This is a genomic window from Roseateles sp. P1_C6 (genome assembly GCF_056406315.1).
On sequence record NZ_JBFUAK010000005.1, the window covers coordinates 465,455 to 487,111 of the forward strand.

The 21,657-nt window shown below is 69.3% G+C and carries 18 protein-coding genes and 1 riboswitch; of the genes, 7 read left to right on the forward strand and 11 right to left on the reverse strand.

The window, feature by feature from the left end; translation table 11 throughout:
• Window position 1: 1 nt before the first annotated feature.
• The 7 genes from AC1D29_RS13515 to AC1D29_RS13545 form a co-directional block, all read right to left on the reverse strand.
• On the reverse strand, window positions 2-1,849 hold the full coding sequence (locus AC1D29_RS13515; RefSeq protein WP_477898099.1) for a potassium transporter Kup: 1,848 nt from the start codon (window positions 1,847-1,849) through the stop codon (window positions 2-4).
• 192 nt (window positions 1,850-2,041) lie between these two features.
• Window positions 2,042-4,057, reverse strand: a complete 2,016-nt coding sequence (locus tag AC1D29_RS13520) for a M13 family metallopeptidase (RefSeq protein WP_477898101.1) — start codon at window positions 4,055-4,057, stop codon at window positions 2,042-2,044.
• A gap of 69 nt (window positions 4,058-4,126) precedes the next feature.
• A complete protein-coding gene (gshA, locus tag AC1D29_RS13525; protein ID WP_477898103.1) occupies window positions 4,127-5,392 on the reverse strand; it encodes a glutamate--cysteine ligase in 1,266 nt (421 codons plus the stop codon).
• Between the two features lie 55 nt (window positions 5,393-5,447).
• Entirely contained in the window at window positions 5,448-6,572 is a 1,125-nt protein-coding gene (locus AC1D29_RS13530) for a GGDEF domain-containing protein (protein ID WP_477898105.1), read from the reverse strand.
• A 107-nt stretch (window positions 6,573-6,679) separates the two neighbouring features.
• On the reverse strand, window positions 6,680-8,197 hold the full coding sequence (locus AC1D29_RS13535; RefSeq protein WP_477898107.1) for an ammonium transporter: 1,518 nt from the start codon (window positions 8,195-8,197) through the stop codon (window positions 6,680-6,682).
• A gap of 33 nt (window positions 8,198-8,230) precedes the next feature.
• Entirely contained in the window at window positions 8,231-8,569 is a 339-nt protein-coding gene (gene glnK, locus AC1D29_RS13540; protein ID WP_056192325.1) for a P-II family nitrogen regulator, read from the reverse strand.
• A 15-nt stretch (window positions 8,570-8,584) separates the two neighbouring features.
• Entirely contained in the window at window positions 8,585-9,337 is a 753-nt protein-coding gene (locus AC1D29_RS13545; protein ID WP_477898109.1) for a TorF family putative porin, read from the reverse strand.
• Between the two features lie 267 nt (window positions 9,338-9,604).
• On the opposite strand from AC1D29_RS13545, the gene AC1D29_RS13550 reads away from it, so the two are divergent.
• Window positions 9,605-11,122: a YifB family Mg chelatase-like AAA ATPase gene (locus tag AC1D29_RS13550; protein ID WP_477898111.1), complete on the forward strand. Its 1,518-nt coding sequence runs from the start codon at window positions 9,605-9,607 to the stop codon at window positions 11,120-11,122.
• Here the strand turns inward: AC1D29_RS13550 and AC1D29_RS13555 are convergent.
• The 3 genes from AC1D29_RS13555 to metH all read right to left on the reverse strand — a co-directional run bounded on the left by AC1D29_RS13555 (window position 11,109) and on the right by metH (window position 14,951).
• Complete coding sequence (locus AC1D29_RS13555) at window positions 11,109-11,540, reverse strand: glycine zipper 2TM domain-containing protein (protein WP_477898113.1); 432 nt, start codon at window positions 11,538-11,540, stop codon at window positions 11,109-11,111. The two genes, AC1D29_RS13550 and AC1D29_RS13555, sit on opposite strands and share 14 nt — an antisense overlap.
• A gap of 17 nt (window positions 11,541-11,557) precedes the next feature.
• Window positions 11,558-12,142, reverse strand: coding sequence for a glycine zipper 2TM domain-containing protein (locus AC1D29_RS13560; protein ID WP_477898115.1), 585 nt, complete (start codon window positions 12,140-12,142; stop codon window positions 11,558-11,560).
• A gap of 112 nt (window positions 12,143-12,254) precedes the next feature.
• Window positions 12,255-14,951 (reverse strand): methionine synthase, encoded by a 2,697-nt coding sequence (gene metH / locus AC1D29_RS13565; RefSeq protein WP_477898117.1) that lies wholly within the window; start codon window positions 14,949-14,951, stop codon window positions 12,255-12,257.
• Between the two features lie 20 nt (window positions 14,952-14,971).
• A riboswitch (S-adenosyl-L-homocysteine riboswitch) is annotated at window positions 14,972-15,036 on the reverse strand.
• 85 nt (window positions 15,037-15,121) lie between these two features.
• Here metH and AC1D29_RS13570 point away from each other — a divergent pair.
• The 6 genes from AC1D29_RS13570 to AC1D29_RS13595 all read left to right on the forward strand — a co-directional run bounded on the left by AC1D29_RS13570 (window position 15,122) and on the right by AC1D29_RS13595 (window position 21,259).
• Window positions 15,122-16,324: an HD-GYP domain-containing protein gene (locus AC1D29_RS13570; protein WP_477898119.1), complete on the forward strand. Its 1,203-nt coding sequence runs from the start codon at window positions 15,122-15,124 to the stop codon at window positions 16,322-16,324.
• Window positions 16,325-16,468: 144 nt separating this feature from the next.
• Complete coding sequence (locus AC1D29_RS13575; RefSeq protein WP_477898121.1) at window positions 16,469-16,816, forward strand: GntR family transcriptional regulator; 348 nt, start codon at window positions 16,469-16,471, stop codon at window positions 16,814-16,816.
• Window positions 16,813-17,709 carry an ABC transporter ATP-binding protein gene (locus tag AC1D29_RS13580; RefSeq protein ID WP_477898123.1) on the forward strand — a complete coding sequence of 299 codons (897 nt, stop codon included), beginning with the start codon at window positions 16,813-16,815 and terminating at the stop codon, window positions 17,707-17,709. Before AC1D29_RS13575 ends, AC1D29_RS13580 begins: the two co-directional genes overlap by 4 nt.
• Window positions 17,706-18,374, forward strand: a complete 669-nt coding sequence (locus tag AC1D29_RS13585) for a hypothetical protein (RefSeq protein ID WP_477898125.1) — start codon at window positions 17,706-17,708, stop codon at window positions 18,372-18,374. Before AC1D29_RS13580 ends, AC1D29_RS13585 begins: the two co-directional genes overlap by 4 nt.
• 9 nt (window positions 18,375-18,383) lie before the next feature.
• Window positions 18,384-20,477 (forward strand): ATP-binding cassette domain-containing protein, encoded by a 2,094-nt coding sequence (locus AC1D29_RS13590; protein WP_477898127.1) that lies wholly within the window; start codon window positions 18,384-18,386, stop codon window positions 20,475-20,477.
• Window positions 20,474-21,259 carry an ABC transporter permease gene (locus tag AC1D29_RS13595; RefSeq protein WP_477898129.1) on the forward strand — a complete coding sequence of 262 codons (786 nt, stop codon included), beginning with the start codon at window positions 20,474-20,476 and terminating at the stop codon, window positions 21,257-21,259. The genes AC1D29_RS13590 and AC1D29_RS13595 overlap by 4 nt, the downstream gene beginning before the upstream one ends.
• Before the next feature lie 3 nt (window positions 21,260-21,262).
• Here AC1D29_RS13595 and AC1D29_RS13600 read toward each other — a convergent pair whose 3' ends face one another.
• Complete coding sequence (locus AC1D29_RS13600) at window positions 21,263-21,655, reverse strand: hypothetical protein (protein ID WP_477898131.1); 393 nt, start codon at window positions 21,653-21,655, stop codon at window positions 21,263-21,265.
• Window positions 21,656-21,657: the final 2 nt, after the last annotated feature.

Consider the following 21,657-nt stretch of genomic DNA (forward strand, 5'->3'; position numbering starts at 1 on the left):
GTCAGATCTCGACCTTGCTGCCCAGCTCGACGATGCGGTTCGTCGGCAGGTGCAGGAAGTCGGCCGCCGCGGCCGCGTTGCGGTGCATGCTGGCGAACAGCTTCTCGCGCCACAGCGCCATGCCGGAGCCTATCGTCGGGATGACGATGTCGCGGCTCAGGAAGTAGCTGGTCTCCATCTCGTCGAGCTGCACGCCATGCTTCTTCAGCAGGTCCAGCGCCTCGGGCACGTCGGGCTCGTTCTTGAAGCCGAAGTGCAGCGCCACCTGCCAGCAGCAATGGCCCAGCGCCTCGACCTCGCAACGTTTGTCGAAGCCCACCCACGGCACCTCGTGGTGCTTCACGGTGACGAAGACGTTCTGCTCGTGCAGCACCTTGTTGTGCTTGAGGTTGTGCAGCAGCGCGTTGGGCGTGGAGCCCTTCTCGGACGACAGGAACACGGCCGTGCCGGCGACGCGCGTGGGCGGGTTGATGAAGACGGCCTCCAGGAAGGTCGTCAGCTCGATGGCGTCCTCGCGCAGCTTGTCGGACAGCTGCTTGCGGCCCTGCTTCCAGGTCAGCATCAGCGTGAACACGCAGATGCCGATCAGCAGCGGGAACCAGCCGCCGTGCAGCAGCTTCAGCAGGTTGGATGCCAGGAAGGTGACGTCGATGAGGAAGAAGATGCCGGTGGCGGCGATGCACAGTGCGAGCGGGTACTTCCAGCCGTAGCGGATGACGAAGAAGGTCATCACCGTCGTGATCGTCATGTCGATGGTGACGGCCACGCCATAGGCGCCGGCCAGCTTGCTGGACGAGCCGAAGAACACGACCGCGACGATGACCAGCGCGAACAGGCTCCAGTTGATGAAGGGCACGTAGATCTGGCCGGTGTCGCGCACGCTGGTGTGCAGGATGCGCAGCCGCGGCATGATGCCCAGCTGCACGGCCTGCTTGGTGACCGAGAAGGCCGCCGTGATCAGCGCCTGCGACGCGACGATGGCTGCCGCGGTGGCGAGCAGGAACAGCGGGATCTCGGCCCAGGACGGCGCCAACAGGAAGAACGGGTTCTTCACGCCCTCGGGGTTGTCCAGCAGCATGGCGCCCTGGCCGAAGTAGTTGATGACCAGCGCCGGCATGACCACGCCGTACCAGGCGATGCGGATGGGCTTCTTGCCGAAATGGCCCAGGTCGGCGTACAGCGCCTCGCCGCCGGTGACGACCAGCACGACGGCGCCCAGCGCGACGAAGGCGACCCAGCGGTACTCCAGGCAGAAGTTCAGCGCAAAGACCGGGTTGACGGCGGCCAGCACGCGCGGGTTCTCGAAGATGTGCGGCAGGCCCAGCAACGTGAGGCTGGCGAACCACAGCAGCATGACCGGCCCGAAGGCCTTGCCGATGCCGCCGGTGCCGAAGCGCTGCACGGCAAAAAGGCCGGCGATGACGATCAGCGTGATCGGCAGGATGGCCTCGTGCAGATGGGGCTCGTAGACGTCGATGCCTTCCACGGCGCCCAGCACGGTCATGGCCGGCGTGATGACGGCGTCGCCGAAGAAGATGGCCGTGCCGAACAGGCCCACCAGCAGCAGCGTGCGGCGCAGCGGCGGCTTGTCGTTCACGGCATTGGTGGCCAGCGCCAGCATGGCGATGAGGCCGCCCTCGCCGTTGTTGTCGGCGCGCAGGATCAACAGCACGTACTTGATCGAGACGACGACGGTCAGCGTCCAGAACAGCAGGGAGAGCACGCCGAGGATGTTGTCCGGCGTCGTGGCGACATGGCCGCCGTGGAAAACCTCTTTCAATGCATACAGCGGGCTGGTGCCGATGTCGCCATAGACCACCCCCAGGGCACCGAGAGTGAGACCCGCCATTGCCGAGGGGCTGCGAGCCGCGTGGGAAGAACTCACTTCGCGAGGGCCACCGGCTTGGGGTGGCGTTTGTTCGAAAGTGGGGATTCTGCGCTCGCTTTTGGGTTTTTGTGCAGCGCAACAAAACCACAACCCGGTGGCTTGACGCCTGCCGGGCGGCAGGCGTAGGCGCGCGCCGAGGCTGTCAGCCCGGGCTCACCAGATGCGGATGCGGGCGTCGGCGGGCTTGAACATCTTGTCGCCGGGCCGGGTCTTGAAGGCGTCGTGGAAGCCGTCGTGGTTGACCGCGGCACCGTTGGCGCGGAACTCCGCCGGCGCGTGCGGGTCCGAGGTCAGCTGTTGCAGCCGGCGCGGTTCGCGCATCTTCTCGCGCCAGCCCTGCGACCAGCCCATGAAGAAGCGCTGCTGGCCGGTCAGGCCGTCGACGACCGGCGCGGGCTTGCCACCCAGCGAGCGCAGATAGGCCTTGTAGGCGATCTGCAGGCCTGACAGGTCGGCGATGTTCTCGCCCAGCGTCAGCTTGCCGTTGATGTGTTTGCCGGGGATGGGCTCATAGCCCTCGTACTGGGCGACGAGCCGGGCGCCGATGGCCTCGAAGGCCAGGCGGTCGGCGTCCGTCCACCAGTTGGCGAGCGCACCGTCGCCGTCGAACTGGCTGCCCTCGTCGTCGAAGCCGTGGCTGATCTCGTGGCCGATGACGGCGCCGATGGCCCCGTAGTTGACCGCGTCATCGGCGCGCGTGTTGTACAGCGGCGGCTGCAGCACGGCGGCCGGGAAGACGATCTCGTTGAAGGTCGGGTTGTAGTAGGCGTTGACGGTCTGCGGCGTCATGCCCCATTCGCGCTTGTCCACCGGCTTGCCGGCCTTGGCGGCCTGGCGCTCCCACTCGAAGCGCGCCGCGCGCAACCGGTTGCCCACCGCGTCGCCGGCCTTCACGTCCAGCGCGGCGTAGCTGCGCCAGACGTCGGGGTAGCCGATCTTGATGAGGTACTTGGACAGCTTCTCCCTGGCCTTGGCCTTGGTCGGCGGGGTCATCCAGCTGAGGCCGTCGATGGACTCGCCATAGGCCGCGAGCAGGTTGTTGACCAGCTTGAGCATGCGCGCCTTGTCGGCCGCGGCGAAGTGGCGCTGCACATAGGCCTGGCCCACCGCCTCGCCCAGCGCGTTGTTCAGGTCGGCCACGGCCTGCTGCCAGCGCGGCTGATCGCTGCTGGCGCCGCTCAGCGCGGTGCCGCGGAAGGCGAAGCGCGCCTCGCGCAGGGCCTGCGGCAGCACGTCGGCACTGCCGTCCAGCGCGCGCAGCGCCAGGTAGGCGCGGATGTCGTCCAGCGGCGCCTCGGCCAGCAGCCTGGCGGCGGCCGTCACGTAGCTGGGCTGCGAGACGATGTAGCGGTCCTGCCCCGGCAGCGCCGCAGCGGCGAACAAGGCGCTCCAGTCCAGGCCCGGCGCATTGCGCGCCAGCTCGGCCAGCGTCATCGGGTTGTAGGCCTTCTGCGGGTCGCGGTTGTCCTCGGCCGGCCACTGGGCCTCGGCCAGGCGCTGCTCCAGCGCCAGCACGCGCCGGGCGGCGTCCTCGGGCTGGGCCAGGCCGGCGGCGCGCGCCAGCGTTTGCAGATAGGTCTGGTAGGCCGCGCGGGCCGTCACGAGGCGGGCGTCGTCCTTCAGGTAGTAGTCGCGGTTGGGCAGGCCCAGGCCGCCCTGGGTGGCGATGACACGATTGATGCCAGGCTGCTTGAAGTCGGCATCGACGCTGAGCACCACCGGCATGTCGACCACGCCCACCTGGCGGCCCAGCCACGCGGCCAGTTGCTCGCGGGTCTGCAGCGCGGCGATGCCGTCCAGCAGCGGCTTCACCGGCGCCAGGCCCGCCTTGTCGATGGCGGCCGTGTCCATGAAGCTGGCGTAGTAGGCGCCAATCTTGTGCTCCGCCGAGCCGGCCTTGGGTTTGGCGGCGGCCAGGCCTTCGACGAGGGCGCGCACGCGCTGGTCCGACAGGTCGCGCAGTTGCGCCACCGCGCCGAAGGACGACTTGTCCGCCGGGATCTCGGTGGTGGCCAGCCAGTGGCCGTTGCCGGCGCGGAACAGGTCGTCCTGCGGGCGCACGGCGCGGTCGACGCCGGCGAAATCCAGCCCGGAGCGCGGCGGGGCGGCCAGCGCCAGGCCGGCGAGTTGCAGGGACAGGACGAGGGCGGCGAGGCGTTGGGTCTTCATCGAGGGAGGCGGTTGGCGCGAAACCGCCAGCCTAGGCGAAAGCCGCCGCCCTGACGAAAGTGTGACGGGTCAGGCCGCTTCGGCCTCCGCCTGCGGGTCGGTCGCTTCCAGCTCGTAGCTGGCGGCCAGCATGGCCAGCCGACCGATGACGCCGTACATGTAGAAGCGGTTGGGCGCGCTGGCGCCGGGCTTCTCGCCGGGGCGCGGCAGGTGCGGCGACTCGGCGAAGGCCAGCGGCACGTAGCTGGCGCCGGGGGCGTTCAGGTTCTCGTCGATGCCGCGGTTGGCGTGCACGCGGTAGAAGCCGCCCACCACGTAGCGGTCCATCATGTAGACAACCGGCTCGGCCACGGCCTCGTGCACGCGCTCATGCGTGGGCACGCCCTCCTGCACGATGACTTCCTGGCCCAGGTTCTCCGGCAGCCGCTCGGCCAGGGCCTCGATGTCCTTGGCGTCGCGCACCGTCATGACGCCCTTGCCGTAGCTGCCCACGTCGCTCTTGATGATGACGAAGGGCTTCTCGTTGATGCCGTATTCCTTGTACTTGCGGCGCACCTTGGTCAGCTGCGCGTCGGCGGCCGTCTGCAGCGCCTCCAGGCCCTTCTTGCCATGCATGTCCACGCTGGTGAACATGGGCGTGATCAGCCACGGATCCATGCCCAGCAGCTTGCCGAAGCGCTTGGCCACTTCCTCGTAGGCGCGGAAGTGCTGGCTCTTGCGCCGCACCGTCCAGCCGGCGTGCAGCGGTGGCAGCAGGTATTGCTCGTGCAGGCCCATCAGCTGCGGCGGCGTGCCGGCGGACAGGTCGTTGTTCAGCAGCACCGTGCAGGGGTCGAAGCCCTTGAGCATCAGCCGGCCGCGCTTGCGCACCAGCGGCTCGATGGTGATGCTGCCGCCGTTGGCGATCGCCAGCTCGGTAGGCTCGGTGATGGCCGTGTCCAGCGTGCCGAAGCGCACGTTCAGGCCGGCCTGCGTGAAGATGCGCGCCAGCGTGGCCAGGTTGTCCAGGTAGAAGCTGCAACGCGCGCCCGTCTCCGGGATCACCAGCAGGTTGCGCGCCTCGGGGCAGATCTTCTCGATGGCGGCCATGGCCGCCTGCACGGCCTGCGGCAGCATCTGCGGCGTCAAGTGGTTGAAGCCGCCGGGGAACAGGTTGGTGTCGACCGGCGCCAGCTTGAAGCCAGCGTTGCGCAGGTCCACCGACGCGTAGAAGGTCGGCGTGTGCTCCATCCATTCCAGCCTGAACCAGCGTTCCGTGGCGGGCATGGACTCCAGGATGCGTGCCTCCAACTCGTTGATGGGGCCGTTCAGGGCGGTGATCAGATGGGGAACCATGACCGAATGATCTCAAACTTGGCGCGGGCGGCCCACTTGGGGGCGCCCGCCCGGATCACAAGACGCCGTCGGCGCAACTGGTGCGGCCCCGGCCGGCGTGCTTGGCCCGGTAGAGCTGGTCATCGGCGCGCTGGATGGCGGCGGCCAGCGTCTCGCCGGGCTGCACGCGCACCGCGCCGGCGCTGAAGTCGACGACGAAACCGAGGCTGGCCTCGCAGCGCCGCGTCAGCGCCATGTGCAGCCGCGTGTCGAGCCGGCTGAAGGCGCTGGCCTCGCAGTGCCGCAGGAGCAGGCAGAATTCCTCGCCACCGTAGCGGCCGACCAGGTCGCTGGCGCGCAGCTCGCCGCGCAGCACCTCGCCGGCGAGCTTGAGCACCTCGTCGCCGACCGGGTGGCCGCGCTCGTCGTTGACGCGCTTGAAGTGGTCCAGGTCCAGCATCAGCAGCACCGGCATCTCACCGGCCGTGCCCAGCGCGCGGCCGGCGCGGCTCATCCACTCGCGGCGGTTCAGCAGGCCGGTCAGCGTGTCCAGCGAAGCCAGGCGCACCAGCGCCTGCTCGGCCTCGTCGCGGTGGGCCAGCAGGAAGCCCATGGTGCCCAGCACCAGGCTGGCGTTGAGCAGGATCAGGTGGGCAAAGTTGAGTGGATGGGGCGCGATGAAGCGCGGGTAGGCCTCGGGCCAGCCCAGCACCAGCGCGACACGGCCCAGCGTCAGCAGCGCGTTGGCCGCCGCGGCCACGCCGCACAGCCAGCGCCAGCGCATGCGCCCGGCCCCGCGCAGCAGCAGCCAGCTGCCCCACAGGATCTGCACGGCGATGGTCAGGTTGGTCAGCGCCGTCGCGAGGCGCTGGTCGCCAAACACGACCGCGTGCACGGCCCCCAGCACCAGCGGCGCCGCCAGCAGCCAGCGCTGCGGCGCCGCCAGGCCCAGGAAGCGGCAGGCCGTCAGCACCATCGCCGAGGCCGAGGCGCTCAGCGCCATGACGCCCAGCGTCGCCAGCAGCCGCGGCGCCACCAGCGTCGCGACGATCAGCAACCCGAAGCCCACGGCCTGGCCCAGCAGCATGAACTGCCAGGCCTGCAGGCCACTGCGCACGCGGATGCCCACGCCGACGACCAGCGCCAGGCTCATCAGCAGCGCATTGACCAGCACCGCCACGAGCAGGGTGATGACGTCCATGCGCGGCAGCATAACGGCCGGTCCGCAGGGCTCGGCAAACAAAAAAGCCGCCCCGAAGGGCGGCTCGCAAGCGGGTTGCGCGGGGCCGGCATCCGCCGGCCGCGGCATCACTTGTGGTAGGCCGTCTCGCCATGCGACGAGATGTCCAGACCTTCGCGTTCTTCCTCTTCGGTGACGCGCAGGCCGATGGTCAGGTCGACCAGTTTGTAGGCGATCAGCGAGACGACACCGGACCAGACGATGGTCACACCGACAGCCTTGGCCTGGGTGATGAACTGAGCGCCGATGGAGTAGGCGTCCGGCGCGATCATGGCCACGGTCACCCAGTCGCCGACGGCGCTGGGGCCGCCCAGCGACGGGCTGTTGAAGACACCGGTCAGCAGCGCGCCGACGATGCCGCCGACACCGTGGACGCCGAAGACGTCCAGCGAGTCGTCCGCACCCAGCAGCTTCTTCAGACCCGACACGCCCCACAGGCAGGCGAAGCCGGCGACGATGCCGATGACCAGGCCGCCGCCGATGCCGACGTTGCCGGCAGCCGGCGTGATCGCGACGAGGCCGGCGACGGCACCCGAGGCGGCACCCAGCATGGAGGCCTTGCCCTTGAGCAGCGCTTCACCCACGCACCAGGCCAGCACGGCGGCAGCCGTGGCAACCAGCGTGTTGATGAAGGCCAGCGCGGCGAAGCCATTGGCTTCCAGCGCGGAGCCGGCGTTGAAGCCGAACCAGCCCACCCACAGCAGTGAGGCACCGACCATGGTCAGCGTCAGGCTGTGCGGCGTGAACTGCTCCTTGCCGTAGCCAACGCGCTTGCCGATCATGAAGGCACCCACCAGACCGGCGACGGCGGCGTTGATGTGCACGACCGTGCCGCCGGCGAAGTCCAGCGCACCCCATTGCCAGATCATGCCGGCGGTGCTGTTGACCTTGTCCACCACGTCAGCCGACGTGTAGGCATCCGGGCCGGCCCAGAACCAGACCATGTGGGCGATCGGCAGGTAGCTGAACGTGAACCACAGCGTCAGGAAGGCCAGGGCCGCCGAGAACTTGATGCGCTCGGCGAAGGCACCCAGGATCAGGCAGGCGGTGATGCCGGCGAAGGTCGCCTGGAAGGCCGCGAACACGATTTCCGGAATGACCACGCCCTTGCTGAAGGTGGCCGCGTTCGAGAAGGTGCCGGCGACGTTGTCCCAGATGCCCTTCATGAACAGCCGGTCCGTGCCGCCGATGAACTTGTTGCCCTCGGTGAACGCGAAGCTGTAGCCGTACAGCACCCACAGCACGACGATCAGCGAGAAGCCGACCATCACCTGCATCAGCACCGACAGCATGTTCTTGCTGCGCACCAGGCCGCCGTAGAACAGCGCCAGGCCCGGCACCGTCATCATGATGACCAGCAGTGTGGACAGCAGCATCCAGGACGTGTCGCCCTTGTTGGGCACCAGGGCCGGCGCCGCAGGGGCCGAAGCCGCTTCGGCGGCGGCCGCAGGTGCGGACGCGGCATCGGGGGCCGCAGCAGCCGTGGCAGCCACGGCGGATGCCGGCGCCGAAGCCGGTTCCTGGGCCCAGGCGGCCGGCGCAAGCAGGCCGGCGGCAAGCGCGAGGCCGGCGAGGAGTTTCTTCATTTGAGTGTTCTCCAAACGGTTGTTATGGACGCGTCAGAGCGCGTCATTGCCGGTTTCGCCGGTGCGGATGCGTACGACCTGATCCAGCGGCGACACGAAAATCTTGCCGTCACCGATCTTGCCGGTGCGGGCGGACGACTCGATGGCCTCGATGACACGCTCGACGACGTCGTCGTTCACCGCCGCCTCGATCTTGACCTTGGGCAGGAAGTCGACGACGTACTCGGCGCCGCGGTACAGCTCGGTGTGGCCCTTCTGGCGGCCGAAGCCCTTGACCTCGGTGACCGTCAGCCCCTGCACGCCGATCGCGCTCAGAGCCTCACGCACCTCGTCGAGCTTGAAGGGCTTGATGACGGCAGTGATCAGTTTCATGTCCAGCTCCAGTGTTTAGAAGGTCTTCTTCAGGCCGACGACCAGCGAGGTCTTGCCCAGGAACTTGCCGTTGGCCGGGCTGGCGTAGAAGGTCTTGTCGGCATCGGTACCGACGACCGCGGCGCTGAGGATCAGGCCGGAGAAGTCCTTGGCCAGCGTCAGCGAGTAGTCGCTGTACGAAGCCACCGAGGCATGCTTGACGGTCTGGTGGCCGACGTGGGGCGACAGCGTCATGCCGTCACCGAGATCGAAGTTGGCCGTCACGTCGAAGTAGCTGCTGTTCTTGCTATCGACGTTGCCGAACAGGTTGGTCGTGCTGTGCGAGTACTTGGCCGTCACGGGGCCGAAAGTCAGCGCACCATAGACCTCGAACGTGTTGGCGTTGGCAAAGCCGGCCACGCCCTTGAGCTTGTTGCCCGGATAGAGGTAGTACAGACCGCCGACATCCAGCGTCAGGCCCGGGGCGACCTCGGTCTTGTAGCCGCCGTAGAGGTCGATCTCGACATCGCCACCGCCACCGGGGATGTCCTTGATCCACTTGATCGTCGAGGCCCAGGTGCCGACGTAGAAGCCGTTGGGAGCCGCATAGTCGAGGCCGCCCTGCAGCGCCGGCTTCAGGCGCGATTGGGAGATGCCGCGGTAGCGGTATTCGCTGACGACGCCGACGTTGAACGACAGCGGGTCGGCCGGCGCGGCGGGCTCGTCGGCAAAAGCCGGCAGGGCAGCCGCAGACAGTGCCAGCGCGAGCAGCGAAGGGGACAACTTCATGGCGGATCTCCTGATCAAAGTTGGGGGTGAATACAGTCCGGCGGGCTATTTGCAGCTTCCGTGCCAACGGCTGCCCGCAGGTCATCTGCACGGATCTGGGCATGGAGCGCCCCGTCCACACGCCTGCGCACCAACTTGGGCTCATTGCGGCGCCCGGGTCGCACCAACGGTGTGCGCGGCCGGTAAAAGCACACGCCGGCCACGCACCGACCGCCGGCTAGACTGCCTCGCCACCCCGGCCCCACTCCGCCCCGCTCCCGACTGCCGATGAGCCTTGCCACCGTCCACAGCCGCGCTCTCGATGGCCTGGCCGCCGCGCCCGTCACCGTGGAAGTGCATCTGGCCAACGGCCTGCCGTCGTTCACCGTCGTGGGTTTGGCGGACACGGAGGTCAAGGAGGCCCGCGAACGCGTGCGCGCGGCGCTGCAGAACAGCGGGCTGGCCTTTCCCACCAACAAGCGCATCACCGTCAACCTCGCGCCCGCTGACCTCCCCAAGGAAGGCGGCCGCTTCGACCTGCCGATGGCGCTGGGCCTGCTGGCGGCCAACGGGCAGATCGACGCAGCCCGCCTAGCGCGCTTCGAATGCGCCGGCGAGCTGTCGCTGGCCGGCGAGTTGCGGCCCGTGCGCGGCGCGCTGGCGATGGCGCTGGCCTTGCGCCAGACCGGCGCCGAGCGGGAGTTGTTGCTGCCCGAGGCCAGTGCCGCGGAAGCCGCCCTGGTCGACGGCCTGGTCGTGCGGCAGGCCAGGCACCTGCTCGATGTCGTCGCCGCGCTGCAGCCCGAAGGCGAGGCACTGCCCCGCGCCGCCGCGCTGCCACGAGAGCGCCAGACCGGCCTGCCCGACCTGGCCGACATCAAGGGTCAGGCCGGCCCGAAGCGGGCGCTGGAAATCGCCGCCGCGGGCGGGCATTCGCTGCTGATGGTGGGGCCGCCTGGCACCGGCAAGTCCATGCTGGCGCAACGCCTGGCGGGCCTGCTGCCGGCGCTGGACGACGAGGCCGCGCTGGAGTCGGCCGCCGTGCTCAGCCTGGCGGGCCAGTTCGACATCGCGCGCTGGGGGCAGCGGCCGATGCGCGCGCCGCACCACTCGGCATCCAGCGTGGCCCTGGTGGGCGGTGGGTCGCCGCCGCGGCCAGGTGAGATCTCGCTGGCCCAGCACGGGGTGCTGTTCCTGGACGAGCTGCCGGAATTTCCGCGCGCGGCCCTGGAGGCGTTGCGCGAACCGCTGGAGACCGGCCGCATCCTGATCTCGCGTGCGGCGCGCCAGGCGGAGTTCCCGGCGCGCTTCCAGCTCGTCGCGGCCATGAACCCCTGTCCTTGCGGCCACCTCGGCAACCCGCTGCGCGCCTGCCGCTGCACGCCGGACCAGGTAGCGCGCTACCAGGGCCGGCTGAGCGGGCCCTTCCTCGATCGGCTGGACCTTCTCATTGAGGTGCCCGTCATTGCGCCCAGCGCCTTGCAGGACCTGGCACCGGGCGAGACCAGTGCCACCGTGGCCGAACGCGTGACCGCGGCGCGCGAACGCGCGCTGTCTCGTCAGGGGGTGGCGAACGCGCTGCTGCAGGCCCAGGACCTGGCCGCGCACGCCGCGCTGGAAGCACCGGCGAAAGCCTTGCTGGAGCGTTCAGCCGAGCGGCTGGGCTGGTCGGCGCGCAGCTTTCACCGCGTGCTGCGCGTGGCCCGCACAATCGCCGACCTGGCGGGCGCGGCGGTCATTGCGCCGGGCCATGTGGCCGAAGCCATCCAGCTGCGGCGCGGCCTGCCGGGCGTCACGTCCGGCTGAGCTGGCCGTCTTTTTCTCGCACGCGGTCACCCGCGCGCAGCTGCGGGTCGGCGCTCAGTTCCACGCTGCGCTGGCTGCCGTCACGGTTGACGAGCTGCACGACCCAGACGGTGCGCTTCTTGGCGTTCTTCTCGACCTCGTTCCCCGCGTAGCCGCCGGCGACAGCGCCGCCCACGGTCGCGATCTTCTTGCCGGTGCCACCACCCACCTGGTTGCCGAGCAGGCCGCCAATCACGGCGCCACCCACGGCACCGACACCGCTGCCCGAGCCCTTGCGCGACTCGGTCCGCACCTGCTTGACCCAGGCGCAGCCATCGCACAGGTGCGACAGCTGCTTGGGCGTCGGCACGGACACGGTGGGCGCCGCCTGCGCGGTGCAAAGGACGGCGGCCAGGGCCGCGGCGATGAGGGATTTCATGGCGCGGGCTCCGGAACTCATGCGCGGGTGAAGCCGTTTTCGGTCAGGCGCACCTCGTCGCCGACACGCAGGCCCGGATCGGCGCTGCGCTCGAAGCGGCGGATGCGGCCATCGCGTTCCTCGACCTGCACGACCCAGACGGTGTAGCTCTTCTGGTTCTTCTCGATCTCGTTGCCAGCGTAGCCGCCGCCCACGGCACCCGCCACGGTGGCGAGCTTGCGGCCATTGCCGCCACCCACCATGTTGCCCAGCAGGCCGCCGACGACGGCGCCACCCACGGCGCCCACGCCGCTGCCCTTGCCGCGGCGGGTTTCGGTATGCACCGCGGTCACGCGGCCGCAGCTCTGGCACAGCGCGGGCTGGGCCTGCACTTCAGGCGCCGGGCGAGCGGTGTGCGTCTCGCGGGCCGTGTCGGCGCTGGCCAGGCGCTGCGGCTGGCGTTCCTGCGTTTGCGCGGGCATGGGGGCAGTCGCTTCGGCGACCGGCTCGGTGCTGACGCCCTGCGAACGGCCCACCGCGTAGGCGCCGCCCAGCAACGCCAGCACGACGGCGACGCCGGCGACGATCTGCGTGGACTTGACGGGGAGTGTGGGGGTCGACATGGGGACTCCGTTGTGTTTGAACGATGACGAAAGGATGCCGCCACCCCGCGGCCCACCCTGTAGGACAAGGCCGCTTCAGTTACAAATGGCCCGCCGCCGCGGGTCGTGCGTATCAGCCGAGCAACGGCGCCAATGCCCGCCGGGCATCGGTCTCGCTCAGGCCGCAGCGGGCGGCCCAGTCAGCGAGCTGGTCGTCGGCTATGCGGCCGACGTTGAAGTAGGCCGCATCGGGGTGGGCCAGGTAGAAGCCGCTGACGCTCGCGGCCGGCGTCATGGCCATGCTGTCGGTCAGGCCCATGCCGATCTCGTCGGGGGCCAGCACACGGAACAGATCGCGCTTGGACAGGTGGTCCGGGCAGGCCGGGTAGCCGGGCGCCGGGCGGATGCCCTGGTATTTCTCGGCGATCAGGGCCTCGTTGGACAAGGCCTCGTCCGCCGCATAGCCCCAGAACTCGCGGCGCACGCGCTCGTGCAGCCATTCGGCGGCGGCCTCGGCCAAGCGGTCGGCCAGGGCCTTCAGCATGATGGCCGAGTAGTCGTCGTGCGTGGCCAGGAAATCGGCTTCCTTCTTGTCCACCCCCAGGCCCGCCGTGACGGCGAACAGGCCGATGTGGTCACCCTGCTCGGCGACGAAGTCGGACAGGCAGCGGTTGGGTCGCTTCACGCCCTCGACAACAGGACGCTCCGACTGCATGCGCAGGCCGTGCCAGACCATGGGTGGCTCGCTGCGGATCGCGATGTCGTCGTCGTTGACCCGCGCGGCCGGGTACAGGCCAAAGACCGCATGCGCATGCAGCCAGCGGCCGTCGATGATCTTCTTCAGCATGGCCTGGGCGTCGGCGAACACCTTGCGCGCCTCGCTGCCGACGACGGCATCGTCGAGGATGGCGGGATACGGTCCGGCCAGGTCCCAGGTCTGGAAGTACGGGCCCCAGTCGATGTAGCGGGCCAGCTCGGCCAGGTCCAGGTTCTTCAGCACGCGGCGGCCGGTGAACTTGGGCGCGGGCGGCACGCGGGCCAGGTCCAGCACCGCCTTGTTGGCACGTGCCTGTTCCAGCGTCACCAGCGGCGTCTGCTTCTTGTTGGCGTGCAGCTCGCGGGTCTTCTCGATGTCGGCCTTCAGCTCGGCGATGTAGGCGGCCGCGCGGTCGTCGCTGAGCAGCTCGGTGCACACGCCCACGGCGCGCGATGCGTCGGGCACGTAGACGACCGGCCCCTCGTAGTGCGGCGAGATCTTGACCGCCGTGTGCACGCGGCTGGTCGTCGCGCCTCCGATCAGCAGCGGCATGTGGCGCGACGCGAAGTAGTCGTCGCGCTGCATCTCGGCCGCCACATGCTGCATCTCTTCCAGGCTGGGCGTGATGAGGCCCGACAGGCCGATGATGTCGGCGCCCTCTTCCTTGGCTTTGCGCAGGATGTCCTGGGCCGGCACCATGACGCCCATGTTGACGACTTCGTAGTTGTTGCACTGCAAGACCACCGTGACGATGTTCTTGCCGATGTCGTGCACGTCGCCCTTGACGGTCGCGATGACGATCTTGCCCTTGGGTTTGGCGTCGCCGCCGCCTTCGATGAGCAGGCGCTTCTCTTCCTCGATGTAGGGCAGCAGGTGGGCCACGGCCTGCTTCATCACGCGGGCGCTCTTGACGACTTGCGGCAGGAACATCTTGCCGGCGCCGAACAGGTCGCCGACGACGTTCATGCCGGCCATCAGCGGGCCTTCGATGACGTGCAGCGGCCGGCCGCCCTTGGCCAGGATGGCCTGCCAGGCTTCCTCGGTGTCTTCGGTGATGAAGTCGGTGATGCCGTGCACCAGCGCGTGCGACAGCCGCTGGTTGACGTCGCCCGCGCGCCAGGCCAGGCGCGCCGAGTCGTCCTTGCCGGCGCTCTTGGCGCGGTCGGCGATCTCGATGAGGCGCTCCCCGGCGTCGGCGCGGCGGTTCAGCACGACGTCTTCCACGCGCTCGCGCAGCTCGGCGTCGAGGTCGTCGTAGACGCCCACCATGCCGGCGTTGACGATGCCCATGTCCATGCCCGCCTGGATGGCGTGGTACAGGAACACGGTGTGGATGGCCTCGCGCACCGGCTCGTTGCCGCGGAAGCTGAACGACACGTTGGACACGCCGCCCGACACCTTGGCGCCGGGCAGGTTCTGCTTGATCCAGCGCGTGGCCTCGATGAAGTCCACCGCGTAGTTGTCGTGCTCCTCGATGCCCGTCGCGATGGCGAAGATGTTGGGGTCGAAGATGATGTCCTCGGCCGGGAACCCGACCTCGTCCACCAGCACCTTGTAGGCGCGCGCGCAGATCTCGGTCTTGCGCGCGAAGGTGTCCGCCTGGCCTTTCTCATCGAAGGCCATCACGACGGCCGCGGCGCCGTAGCGGCGCACCAGCTTGGCCTGGCGGCGGAACTCGGCCTCGCCTTCCTTCAGGCTGATGGAGTTGACGATGCCCTTGCCCTGGATGCATTTCAGGCCGGCCTCGATGACGCTCCACTTGGACGAGTCGATCATGATGGGCACTCGGGCGATCTCGGGCTCGCCGGCGATCAGGTTCAGGAAGCGCACCATGGCCGCCTGGCTGTCCAGCATGGCCTCGTCCATGTTGATGTCGATGACCTGCGCGCCGTTCTCGACCTGCTGGCGCGCGACGGCCAGCGCCTGCTCGAACTGGCCCGCGAGGATCATGCGGGCGAAGGCCTTGGAGCCCGTGACGTTGGTGCGCTCGCCGATGTTGACGAACAGGCTGCCGGCGTCGATGGCGACCGGCTCCAGGCCGGAAAGTTTGAGAGGGGGCGGCGAGATGGTCATCGATGGCGGTCCACGCGGGAGATCGATGAGCGCCGTTTGAAACGATCCGAGCCTGGGGAAACTCCTCGCAGCGCTCCTCGGATGAGCCGGGAATTCTACGCAGGCGGCCCTTCGCCAGCGCTCAAGCTCGGCTTGCAGATGCCGAATGGCCGTACAGAATCAACAGATTCATGCCTGCCGACCTCATCCCCCTGCCCGCCCGCACGCTGCGCCTGGGCATGACGCTGCCCTACAACCTGTTCGACGCCAGCGGCAAGCTGCTGTTCGCGCGCGGCCAGGTGTTGCGTGACTCGCCGCTGGTGCGCAGCCTCGTGGACGGTGGCGCCTTCGTGAACGCCGAGGAGACGGTGGAGTACCAGCGGGCGCTGGCCCACCGCCTCGACACGCTGGTCATGCAGGACGTGCCGCTGTCGGACATCGCCAAGGCCGACACCGGCTTCCGGCTGGACACCCTGGTCCCGAGCAAGGTCGAGCAGGGCCCACGCGAGGCCTGGTCCGACCTGCTGCTGCACACGCATGCGCTGCTGCGCGAGGCCGAGCCGGTCGACTTCAGCACGCGCCTGGTGCAGGTGCGCGACGCCGCGCTGAAGCGCCTGCACTTCCACCCCGATGCGACGCTGCTGCTGCTCATCTTCGAGAGCAGCCAGGAGTTCGGCGACTACAGCGCCCGCCACGCGCTGCTGTCGCTGCTGCTGGCGGATCTCGTCGCCCAGCAGCTGCAGCTCGGCCCCGACCTGCGCGCGGCCTTGCAGGGCGGTGCGCTGACGATGAACTACGGCGCCGGCCCCGCGCATGACCGCCTCGCCAACCAAGTGGACCCGGCGACGCCCGCGCAGCGCCAGGCGCTGGCCGCGCACGGCGACCGCGCCGCCACTCGGCTGGCACAGGTCGGCGTCACCGATGGCACCTGGCTGACGGCGGTGCGGCTGCATCACGAAGCCGGCCCGGGCCCGCTCAGCAGCCGCAGCGATGGCGAGCGGCTGGCGAGGCTGCTGCGCCGCATCGACTTGTTCGGCGCGCGGCTGTCGCCCCGCCGCAGCCGCCAGGCGCTCAGCGGTGCCGCCGCGGCACGCGCCGTCTACCTGGACGAGCTGGGCCAGCCCGACGAGGCCGGCGCCGCGCTGATCAAGACCGTGGGCCTGTATCCACCGGGCAGCATCGTGCGCCTGGCCAATGGCGAGGTCGGCATCGTCTTCAAGCGCGGCTTCAGCGCGACGGAGCCGCTGGTCGCCGCGCTGATCGGCAAGAGCGGCAGCCCGTTGAGCAACCCGGTGCCGCGCGACACGCGGCTGGCCGCGCAGGCCATCGTCGCCAGCCTGGCGCCGGCGGAATTCAGGCTGCGCGTCAACCTGGAGGCGCTGCTCAAGCTCTGAGCGGCGGCTGACGTCACACCGACAGGGCGGCCCACGGGCCGCCCTTGGTCATTTCGGCGCTTGCATTCAGTCGACTGTGCATATATTCTGTGTATACACATTATGCACAGCAGTCTTTTCATCTCGCAGACCGACGCGAGGCCGATGTACCTCCAGATCGTGGAGCAGATCCGCCAGCGCGTCGCCGCCGGGGACTGGCCGGCGGGGCAGGAGCTACCGTCCATCCGCGCGCTGGCCGCCGACCTGCGCGTCAGCGTCATCACCGTCAAGCGCGCCTACCTGGACCTGGAGTCCGAAGGCGTCATCGTCACCCGCCACGGCAAGGGGTCGTTCGTGGCCGACGCGCAAGGCCTGGCCAAGGACATGCGCCTGGCCCAGCTCGACACCCACCTCGCCGCCGCGGGCGAGATCGCCCGCTCGCTCGGCATGACCGAGCCCGAACTCACCGAACGACTGCGCGACGCGCTGAACACCCAGGAACCCGCCCCATGAGCACCAAGGTCATCGAGATGAAAGGCGTGCGCAAGGCGTTCCGCTTCTTCACGCTGGAAGACGTGTCGCTGGACCTCGAACCCGGCCAGATCATGGGCCTGGTGGGCCCCAACGGCGCCGGCAAGAGCACGACGATCCGGCTGCTGATGGGGCTGCTGACCGCAGACGCCGGCGAGATCCGCCTGCTGGGCCACGACATGCCGCGCAGCCAGGCCGCCGCCAAGGCCCTGGTGGGCTTCGTCAGCGACGACATGCGGCTGCTGCCGCAGGCGACGCTGGCCTGGCACATGGACTTTGTCGCGGCCCTCTACGCCGGCTGGGACGCGGCCTACGCCACCCGGCTGCTGAAGCGCTTCGGCCTGCATGCAGGGCAGACGGCCAGAAGCCTGTCCACCGGCGAACAGGCCAAGGCCTTGCTGCTGCTGGCGCTGGCCCGCCGGCCGCGCCTGCTGGTGCTGGACGAACCCACGTCGGGGCTGGACCCGGTCGCCCGCCAGGAACTGCTGACCGAGTTCATGGACGTGCTGCGAGATGACAGCCGCGCCATCCTGTTCTCGTCGCACAACACGGTGGACGTGGAGCGCATCTCTGACCGCATCAGCTTCATCGACCGCGGCCGCGTCGTCGCGTCGGACAACAAGGACGACTTCCTGGAACGCTGGCGCACGCTCCGGCTGCGCCTGCCGGACGGTGTCCCGGATTGGCGGCTGCCGGAGATCGTGCGCCGCGACGTGGACGGCCCCAACGTCACGCTGACGGTCGACGGCTTCAGCGACGACTTCCTCGCCCGCCTCGGCGCGCCGGTGCAGGCCGTGCACCGCATGAGCCTAGAGGAAGTCTTCGTCGCCACCGTCATGCACAGCCGTCAGGCCCAGGAGGCGCGCCCGTCATGAACCTGATCACACGCAAGCTCGTCGCCAAGGAGCTGCATGTCTACCGCTGGCTGCTGGTCGGCGCCACCGCCGCCGGCTTTGCCGGCCTGCTGAGCGCGACCGCCGGCGACGTGGGTTTCAACATCGGCTTCATCGTCTGGTTGACGGCCGTCATCGCGCTGGGCGTCATGCTGGCGCTGTTCGGCGTGGCACAGGAACGCAAGGAGCGCTCGCTGTTGTTCATGCTGAGCCTGCCGCTGGCACCTGCCGACTACGTGCGCGCCAAGCTGCTGGGCCTGCTCGCCTGCTTCCTGCTGCCCTGGGCTGCCTTGAGCGCCGGCGCGCTGGCGCTGATCCTGGCCATGCCGGGCATCGCGGACGGCCTGCTGCCCTATGGGGTGCTGCTGTGCGTCTTCCTGCTGCTGAACTTCGCGCTGGTGCTGTGCGGCGCGCTGCACATCCACTCCGAAGCCGCCATGGGCGCGCTGATCATCCTGACCAACATGTCGGTCTCGCTCTTCATGATGGGCGTGGGCCGCATCGCCGAGATCGGCCAATACATGGGGGCGGCGTCGCCCGTCTGGAACACCGCGTTCTGGCTGCTGTTGACCGCCGAACTGGCTCTGACACTGATCGCGCTGGCCCTGCCTCTTCTCTTTGCGGCGCGCCGCCGCGACGCTCTCTAAGGAGACTTCATGACCCCCCAACCCAACGGCGAGAGGCTGCACGCCCTCGACGCAGTGCGGAGCTTTGCCCTTTTGCTGGGCGTCGCCTTCCACGCCAGCATGTCCTTCATCCCCGGCATCCCCAAAGGCATGTGGGCGATGAGCGACAACTCGCCCAGCGCCTTCCTGGGTGACGCAGGCTTCGTCGCGCACAGCTTCCGCATGACGCTGTTCTTCTTCATCGCCGGCTACTTCGCGCGGCTGCTGCACGGCAAGCTGGGCACCGCCGGCTTCTGGGCCAACCGCGGCAAGCGCATCGCCGTGCCCATGCTGGTCGGCTGGCCACTGTTGTTCGTCGCCATCATCTTCGTCTGGGGGCTGGGCATGCAGAAGGTCTTCAACGGCGCGCCGCCCGCGCCGCCGGAGATGCCCAAGGAATTCGGCGCCCTGCCCCTCTTCCATCTGTGGTTCCTGTACCAGCTGCTGTGGTTGTATGCCGGTGCGCTGCTGGTGCGCGCCGCCGTCGCGGCGCTGGACCGGGGCCAGATCTTGCGCGGCCTGCTGGACCGCGTCGTCACCGGCGCCGTGCGCTGGCCGGCCGGCGCGCTGATGCTGGGCCTGCCGCTGGCGGCTTGCCTGCTGGCGCTGCCGATGTGGATGCCCTGGGTCGGCATCCCCACACCGGACCAGTCGCTGATCCCGCAGTTGCCCGCCACCGTCGGCTTCGGCACCGCATTCGCGTTCGGCTGGCTGGTGCATCGCGCGCCGGGTGCGCTGACCGCGTTGCGGGCACGCTGGCGGCTGCACCTGGCGCTGGCCGTGGCCTCATCGGCCGTTTGCCTCTACATCCTGAAGACCCAGCCGCCGTTTGGCATGCCCAACCAGCCCAAGCTGATCTTCGCGCTGTCCTTCGTTGCGTCCGCCTGGTGCTGGAGCTTCGCGCTCACGGGCCTGGCGCTGCGCTTCCTGTCCGGCCACAACCCCGCCCTGCGCTACGTCTCCGACGCGTCCTACTGGATCTACCTCGCCCATCTGCCGCTGGTCATGGCACTGCAGGTCTGGGTGGGCGACTGGCCGCTGCACTGGGGCGTCAAGTACCCGGTCGTCGTGCTGGGCAGCCTCGCCATCCTGCTGCTGAGCTACCACTGGCTGGTGCGCGCCACCGTCATCGGCAAGGCACTCAACGGCAAGGCCTATCCGCGCCACGCGGTGGCGGTGCTCGCGCAGCAGCCGGCCAACGACGCCGTCGTCGCGTCCCTGTGCGGCGTGTCCAAGCGCTACGGCCAGCTGGCCGCGCTGAGCAGCGTCGACCTGCAGCTCAGGCGAGGCGAATTGCTGGCGCTGCTGGGCCCCAACGGCGCCGGCAAGTCCACCGCCATTTCGCTGTGGCTGGGCCTGCACGATGCCGACGCCGGCATCGTCGAGCTGCTGGGCGGCTCGCCGCAGGAGATCACGCGGCGCCAGGGGCTGGGCGTCATGATGCAGGCCGTCGAGCTGCCGAAAGACCTGAAGGTGCACGAACTGGTCGCGCTGTCGGCCAGCTACTACGCGCAGCCGCTGAGCGTGAAAGAGGCGCTGGAGCGCGCTGGCATCACGGCGCTGGCGAGCCGGCCCTACGGCAAGCTCTCCGGCGGCCAGAAGCGCCAGGTGCAGTTCGCCATCGCCATCTGCGGCCGGCCCAAGGTGTTGTTCCTGGACGAGCCCACCGTGGGCCTCGACCTCCAGGCCCGCGAGCTGATGTGGGCCAACATCCGCGCGCTGCTGCGCGAGGGCTGCTCCATCCTGCTGACGACGCACTACCTCGAAGAAGCCGAGGCGCTGGCAACGCGCGTGGCCGTGCTGGGCAAGGGCCGCGTCATTGCCTCGGGCAGCGTGGCCGAGATGCGCGCGCTGGTGTCGCGCCGGCACATCCGCTGCGAGACCTCGCTGGTGCCGGGCGACGTGCAGCAGTGGCCGGGCGTCGTCGACGTGACCTGCGACCACGACCAACTGGCCATCGTCGCCACCGATGCCGAGTCCGTCGTGCGCCACCTGCTCGCGGCCGACCCCAAGCTCTCCCGCCTGGAAGTGAAGCAGGCCGGGCTCAACGACGCATTCAACGCACTGACCCAGGAGGCCGCATGACCACGCTGACCCAACCACTGCCCAGCGCGGCGCCCAGGCGCTCGGCGTCGCCCTACGCCATCGAGATCCGCCTCGAACTCGTGCGCCTGCTGCGCTCACCGGCGTTCGCGCTGCCGATGTTCGTGCTGCCCGTGGCGCTGTACCTGCTGTTTGCCTTCGCGGTGGCCGGCGAGCAGACCGCCAAGGACCCGGACGCCGCGCGCTTCATGTTCGCCGGCTTCTCGCTGATGGCCGTGACCATGGCCGCCGTGTTCGCCACCTGCCCCTCCATCGCGATGGAACGCGAGCTGGGCCTGTTGACGCTCAAGCGCGCCCAGCCCGCGCCGCCCGGCGCGTGGCTGACGGCCAAGATCGTCGCCGGCGTCGTCACGGGCGTGATCGCCTACGCGCCCATCCTCGCCGTCACGGCCGTCAGCGGCCAAGCCCAGCTGAGCGCCGGCCAGTTCACCGCAATGAGCGCGGTGCTGGTGGCGGGCGCCATCCCTTTCTGTGCGTTGGGGTTGATGGTGGGCGCACTCGCCAGCGGCACCACGGCGCCGGCCTATGCCCACCTGCTCTACCTGCCGGGGCTGTACCTGTCCGGCGTGTTCTTCCCGCTGCCCAAGTCCATGCACTTCCAGGCCCCGTTCTGGCCGCAGTTCCACCTCAACCAGCTCGTCTTCGCCGCCGGCGGCGTGACCAAGTTCCGCTGGATCGCGCCGGAGATGGCGATGGCCGTGCTGCTGGGGTTCACCGTGCTGTGCGGCGGCGTGGCGATGTGGCGGCTGAGCCGCAAGGGTTGAGGCTCAGCAGGGCACCGCGCTGGCCGCTGCGCCCACCCCGTTGAGCACGCCGTTGACCAGCATCGAGCAAATGCGCGCGCGGTTCCAGACGACGTCCGCCAGCGCCGCGATGACCAGCCCCAACCACGGCGCATAGGTCCAGCCGACGTAGTCGCTCAGCAGGATGGTCTGCAGCCAGTTCTGCGAGAACAGGTAGCAGCAGGCCACCAACGCCGCCGCACCCAGCAGCACGACGGTGGGCGCCAGCAACTGCAGCGACGCGCGCCGTCGCACATCGCGCTCGATGGCCGCGCGCGCCCAGCGTTCGACTTGCAACGGCGCCAGCCAGGACAGCAGCAGCAGTGCCATGCACAGCACAAAGCCAAGGGCGCAGACCGTGAGGATGAAGCGGCGCATCT

Excerpts from the sequence above, each read along its gene's own strand:
- AC1D29_RS13515 (WP_477898099.1), bottom strand. The coding sequence starts at position 1,849 with ATGGCGGGTCTCACTCTCGGTGCCCTGGGGGTGGTCTATGGCGACATC.
- AC1D29_RS13520 (WP_477898101.1), bottom strand. The coding sequence starts at position 4,057 with ATGAAGACCCAACGCCTCGCCGCCCTCGTCCTGTCCCTGCAACTCGCC.
- gshA (WP_477898103.1), bottom strand. The coding sequence starts at position 5,392 with ATGGTTCCCCATCTGATCACCGCCCTGAACGGCCCCATCAACGAGTTG.
- AC1D29_RS13530 (WP_477898105.1), bottom strand. The coding sequence starts at position 6,572 with ATGGACGTCATCACCCTGCTCGTGGCGGTGCTGGTCAATGCGCTGCTG.
- AC1D29_RS13535 (WP_477898107.1), bottom strand. The coding sequence starts at position 8,197 with ATGAAGAAACTCCTCGCCGGCCTCGCGCTTGCCGCCGGCCTGCTTGCG.
- glnK (WP_056192325.1), bottom strand. The coding sequence starts at position 8,569 with ATGAAACTGATCACTGCCGTCATCAAGCCCTTCAAGCTCGACGAGGTG.
- AC1D29_RS13545 (WP_477898109.1), bottom strand. The coding sequence starts at position 9,337 with ATGAAGTTGTCCCCTTCGCTGCTCGCGCTGGCACTGTCTGCGGCTGCC.
- AC1D29_RS13550 (WP_477898111.1), top strand. The coding sequence starts at position 9,605 with ATGAGCCTTGCCACCGTCCACAGCCGCGCTCTCGATGGCCTGGCCGCC.
- AC1D29_RS13555 (WP_477898113.1), bottom strand. The coding sequence starts at position 11,540 with ATGAAATCCCTCATCGCCGCGGCCCTGGCCGCCGTCCTTTGCACCGCG.
- AC1D29_RS13560 (WP_477898115.1), bottom strand. The coding sequence starts at position 12,142 with ATGTCGACCCCCACACTCCCCGTCAAGTCCACGCAGATCGTCGCCGGC.
- metH (WP_477898117.1), bottom strand. The coding sequence starts at position 14,951 with ATGACCATCTCGCCGCCCCCTCTCAAACTTTCCGGCCTGGAGCCGGTC.
- AC1D29_RS13570 (WP_477898119.1), top strand. The coding sequence starts at position 15,122 with ATGCCTGCCGACCTCATCCCCCTGCCCGCCCGCACGCTGCGCCTGGGC.
- AC1D29_RS13575 (WP_477898121.1), top strand. The coding sequence starts at position 16,469 with ATGTACCTCCAGATCGTGGAGCAGATCCGCCAGCGCGTCGCCGCCGGG.
- AC1D29_RS13580 (WP_477898123.1), top strand. The coding sequence starts at position 16,813 with ATGAGCACCAAGGTCATCGAGATGAAAGGCGTGCGCAAGGCGTTCCGC.
- AC1D29_RS13585 (WP_477898125.1), top strand. The coding sequence starts at position 17,706 with ATGAACCTGATCACACGCAAGCTCGTCGCCAAGGAGCTGCATGTCTAC.
- AC1D29_RS13590 (WP_477898127.1), top strand. The coding sequence starts at position 18,384 with ATGACCCCCCAACCCAACGGCGAGAGGCTGCACGCCCTCGACGCAGTG.
- AC1D29_RS13595 (WP_477898129.1), top strand. The coding sequence starts at position 20,474 with ATGACCACGCTGACCCAACCACTGCCCAGCGCGGCGCCCAGGCGCTCG.
- AC1D29_RS13600 (WP_477898131.1), bottom strand. The coding sequence starts at position 21,655 with ATGCGCCGCTTCATCCTCACGGTCTGCGCCCTTGGCTTTGTGCTGTGC.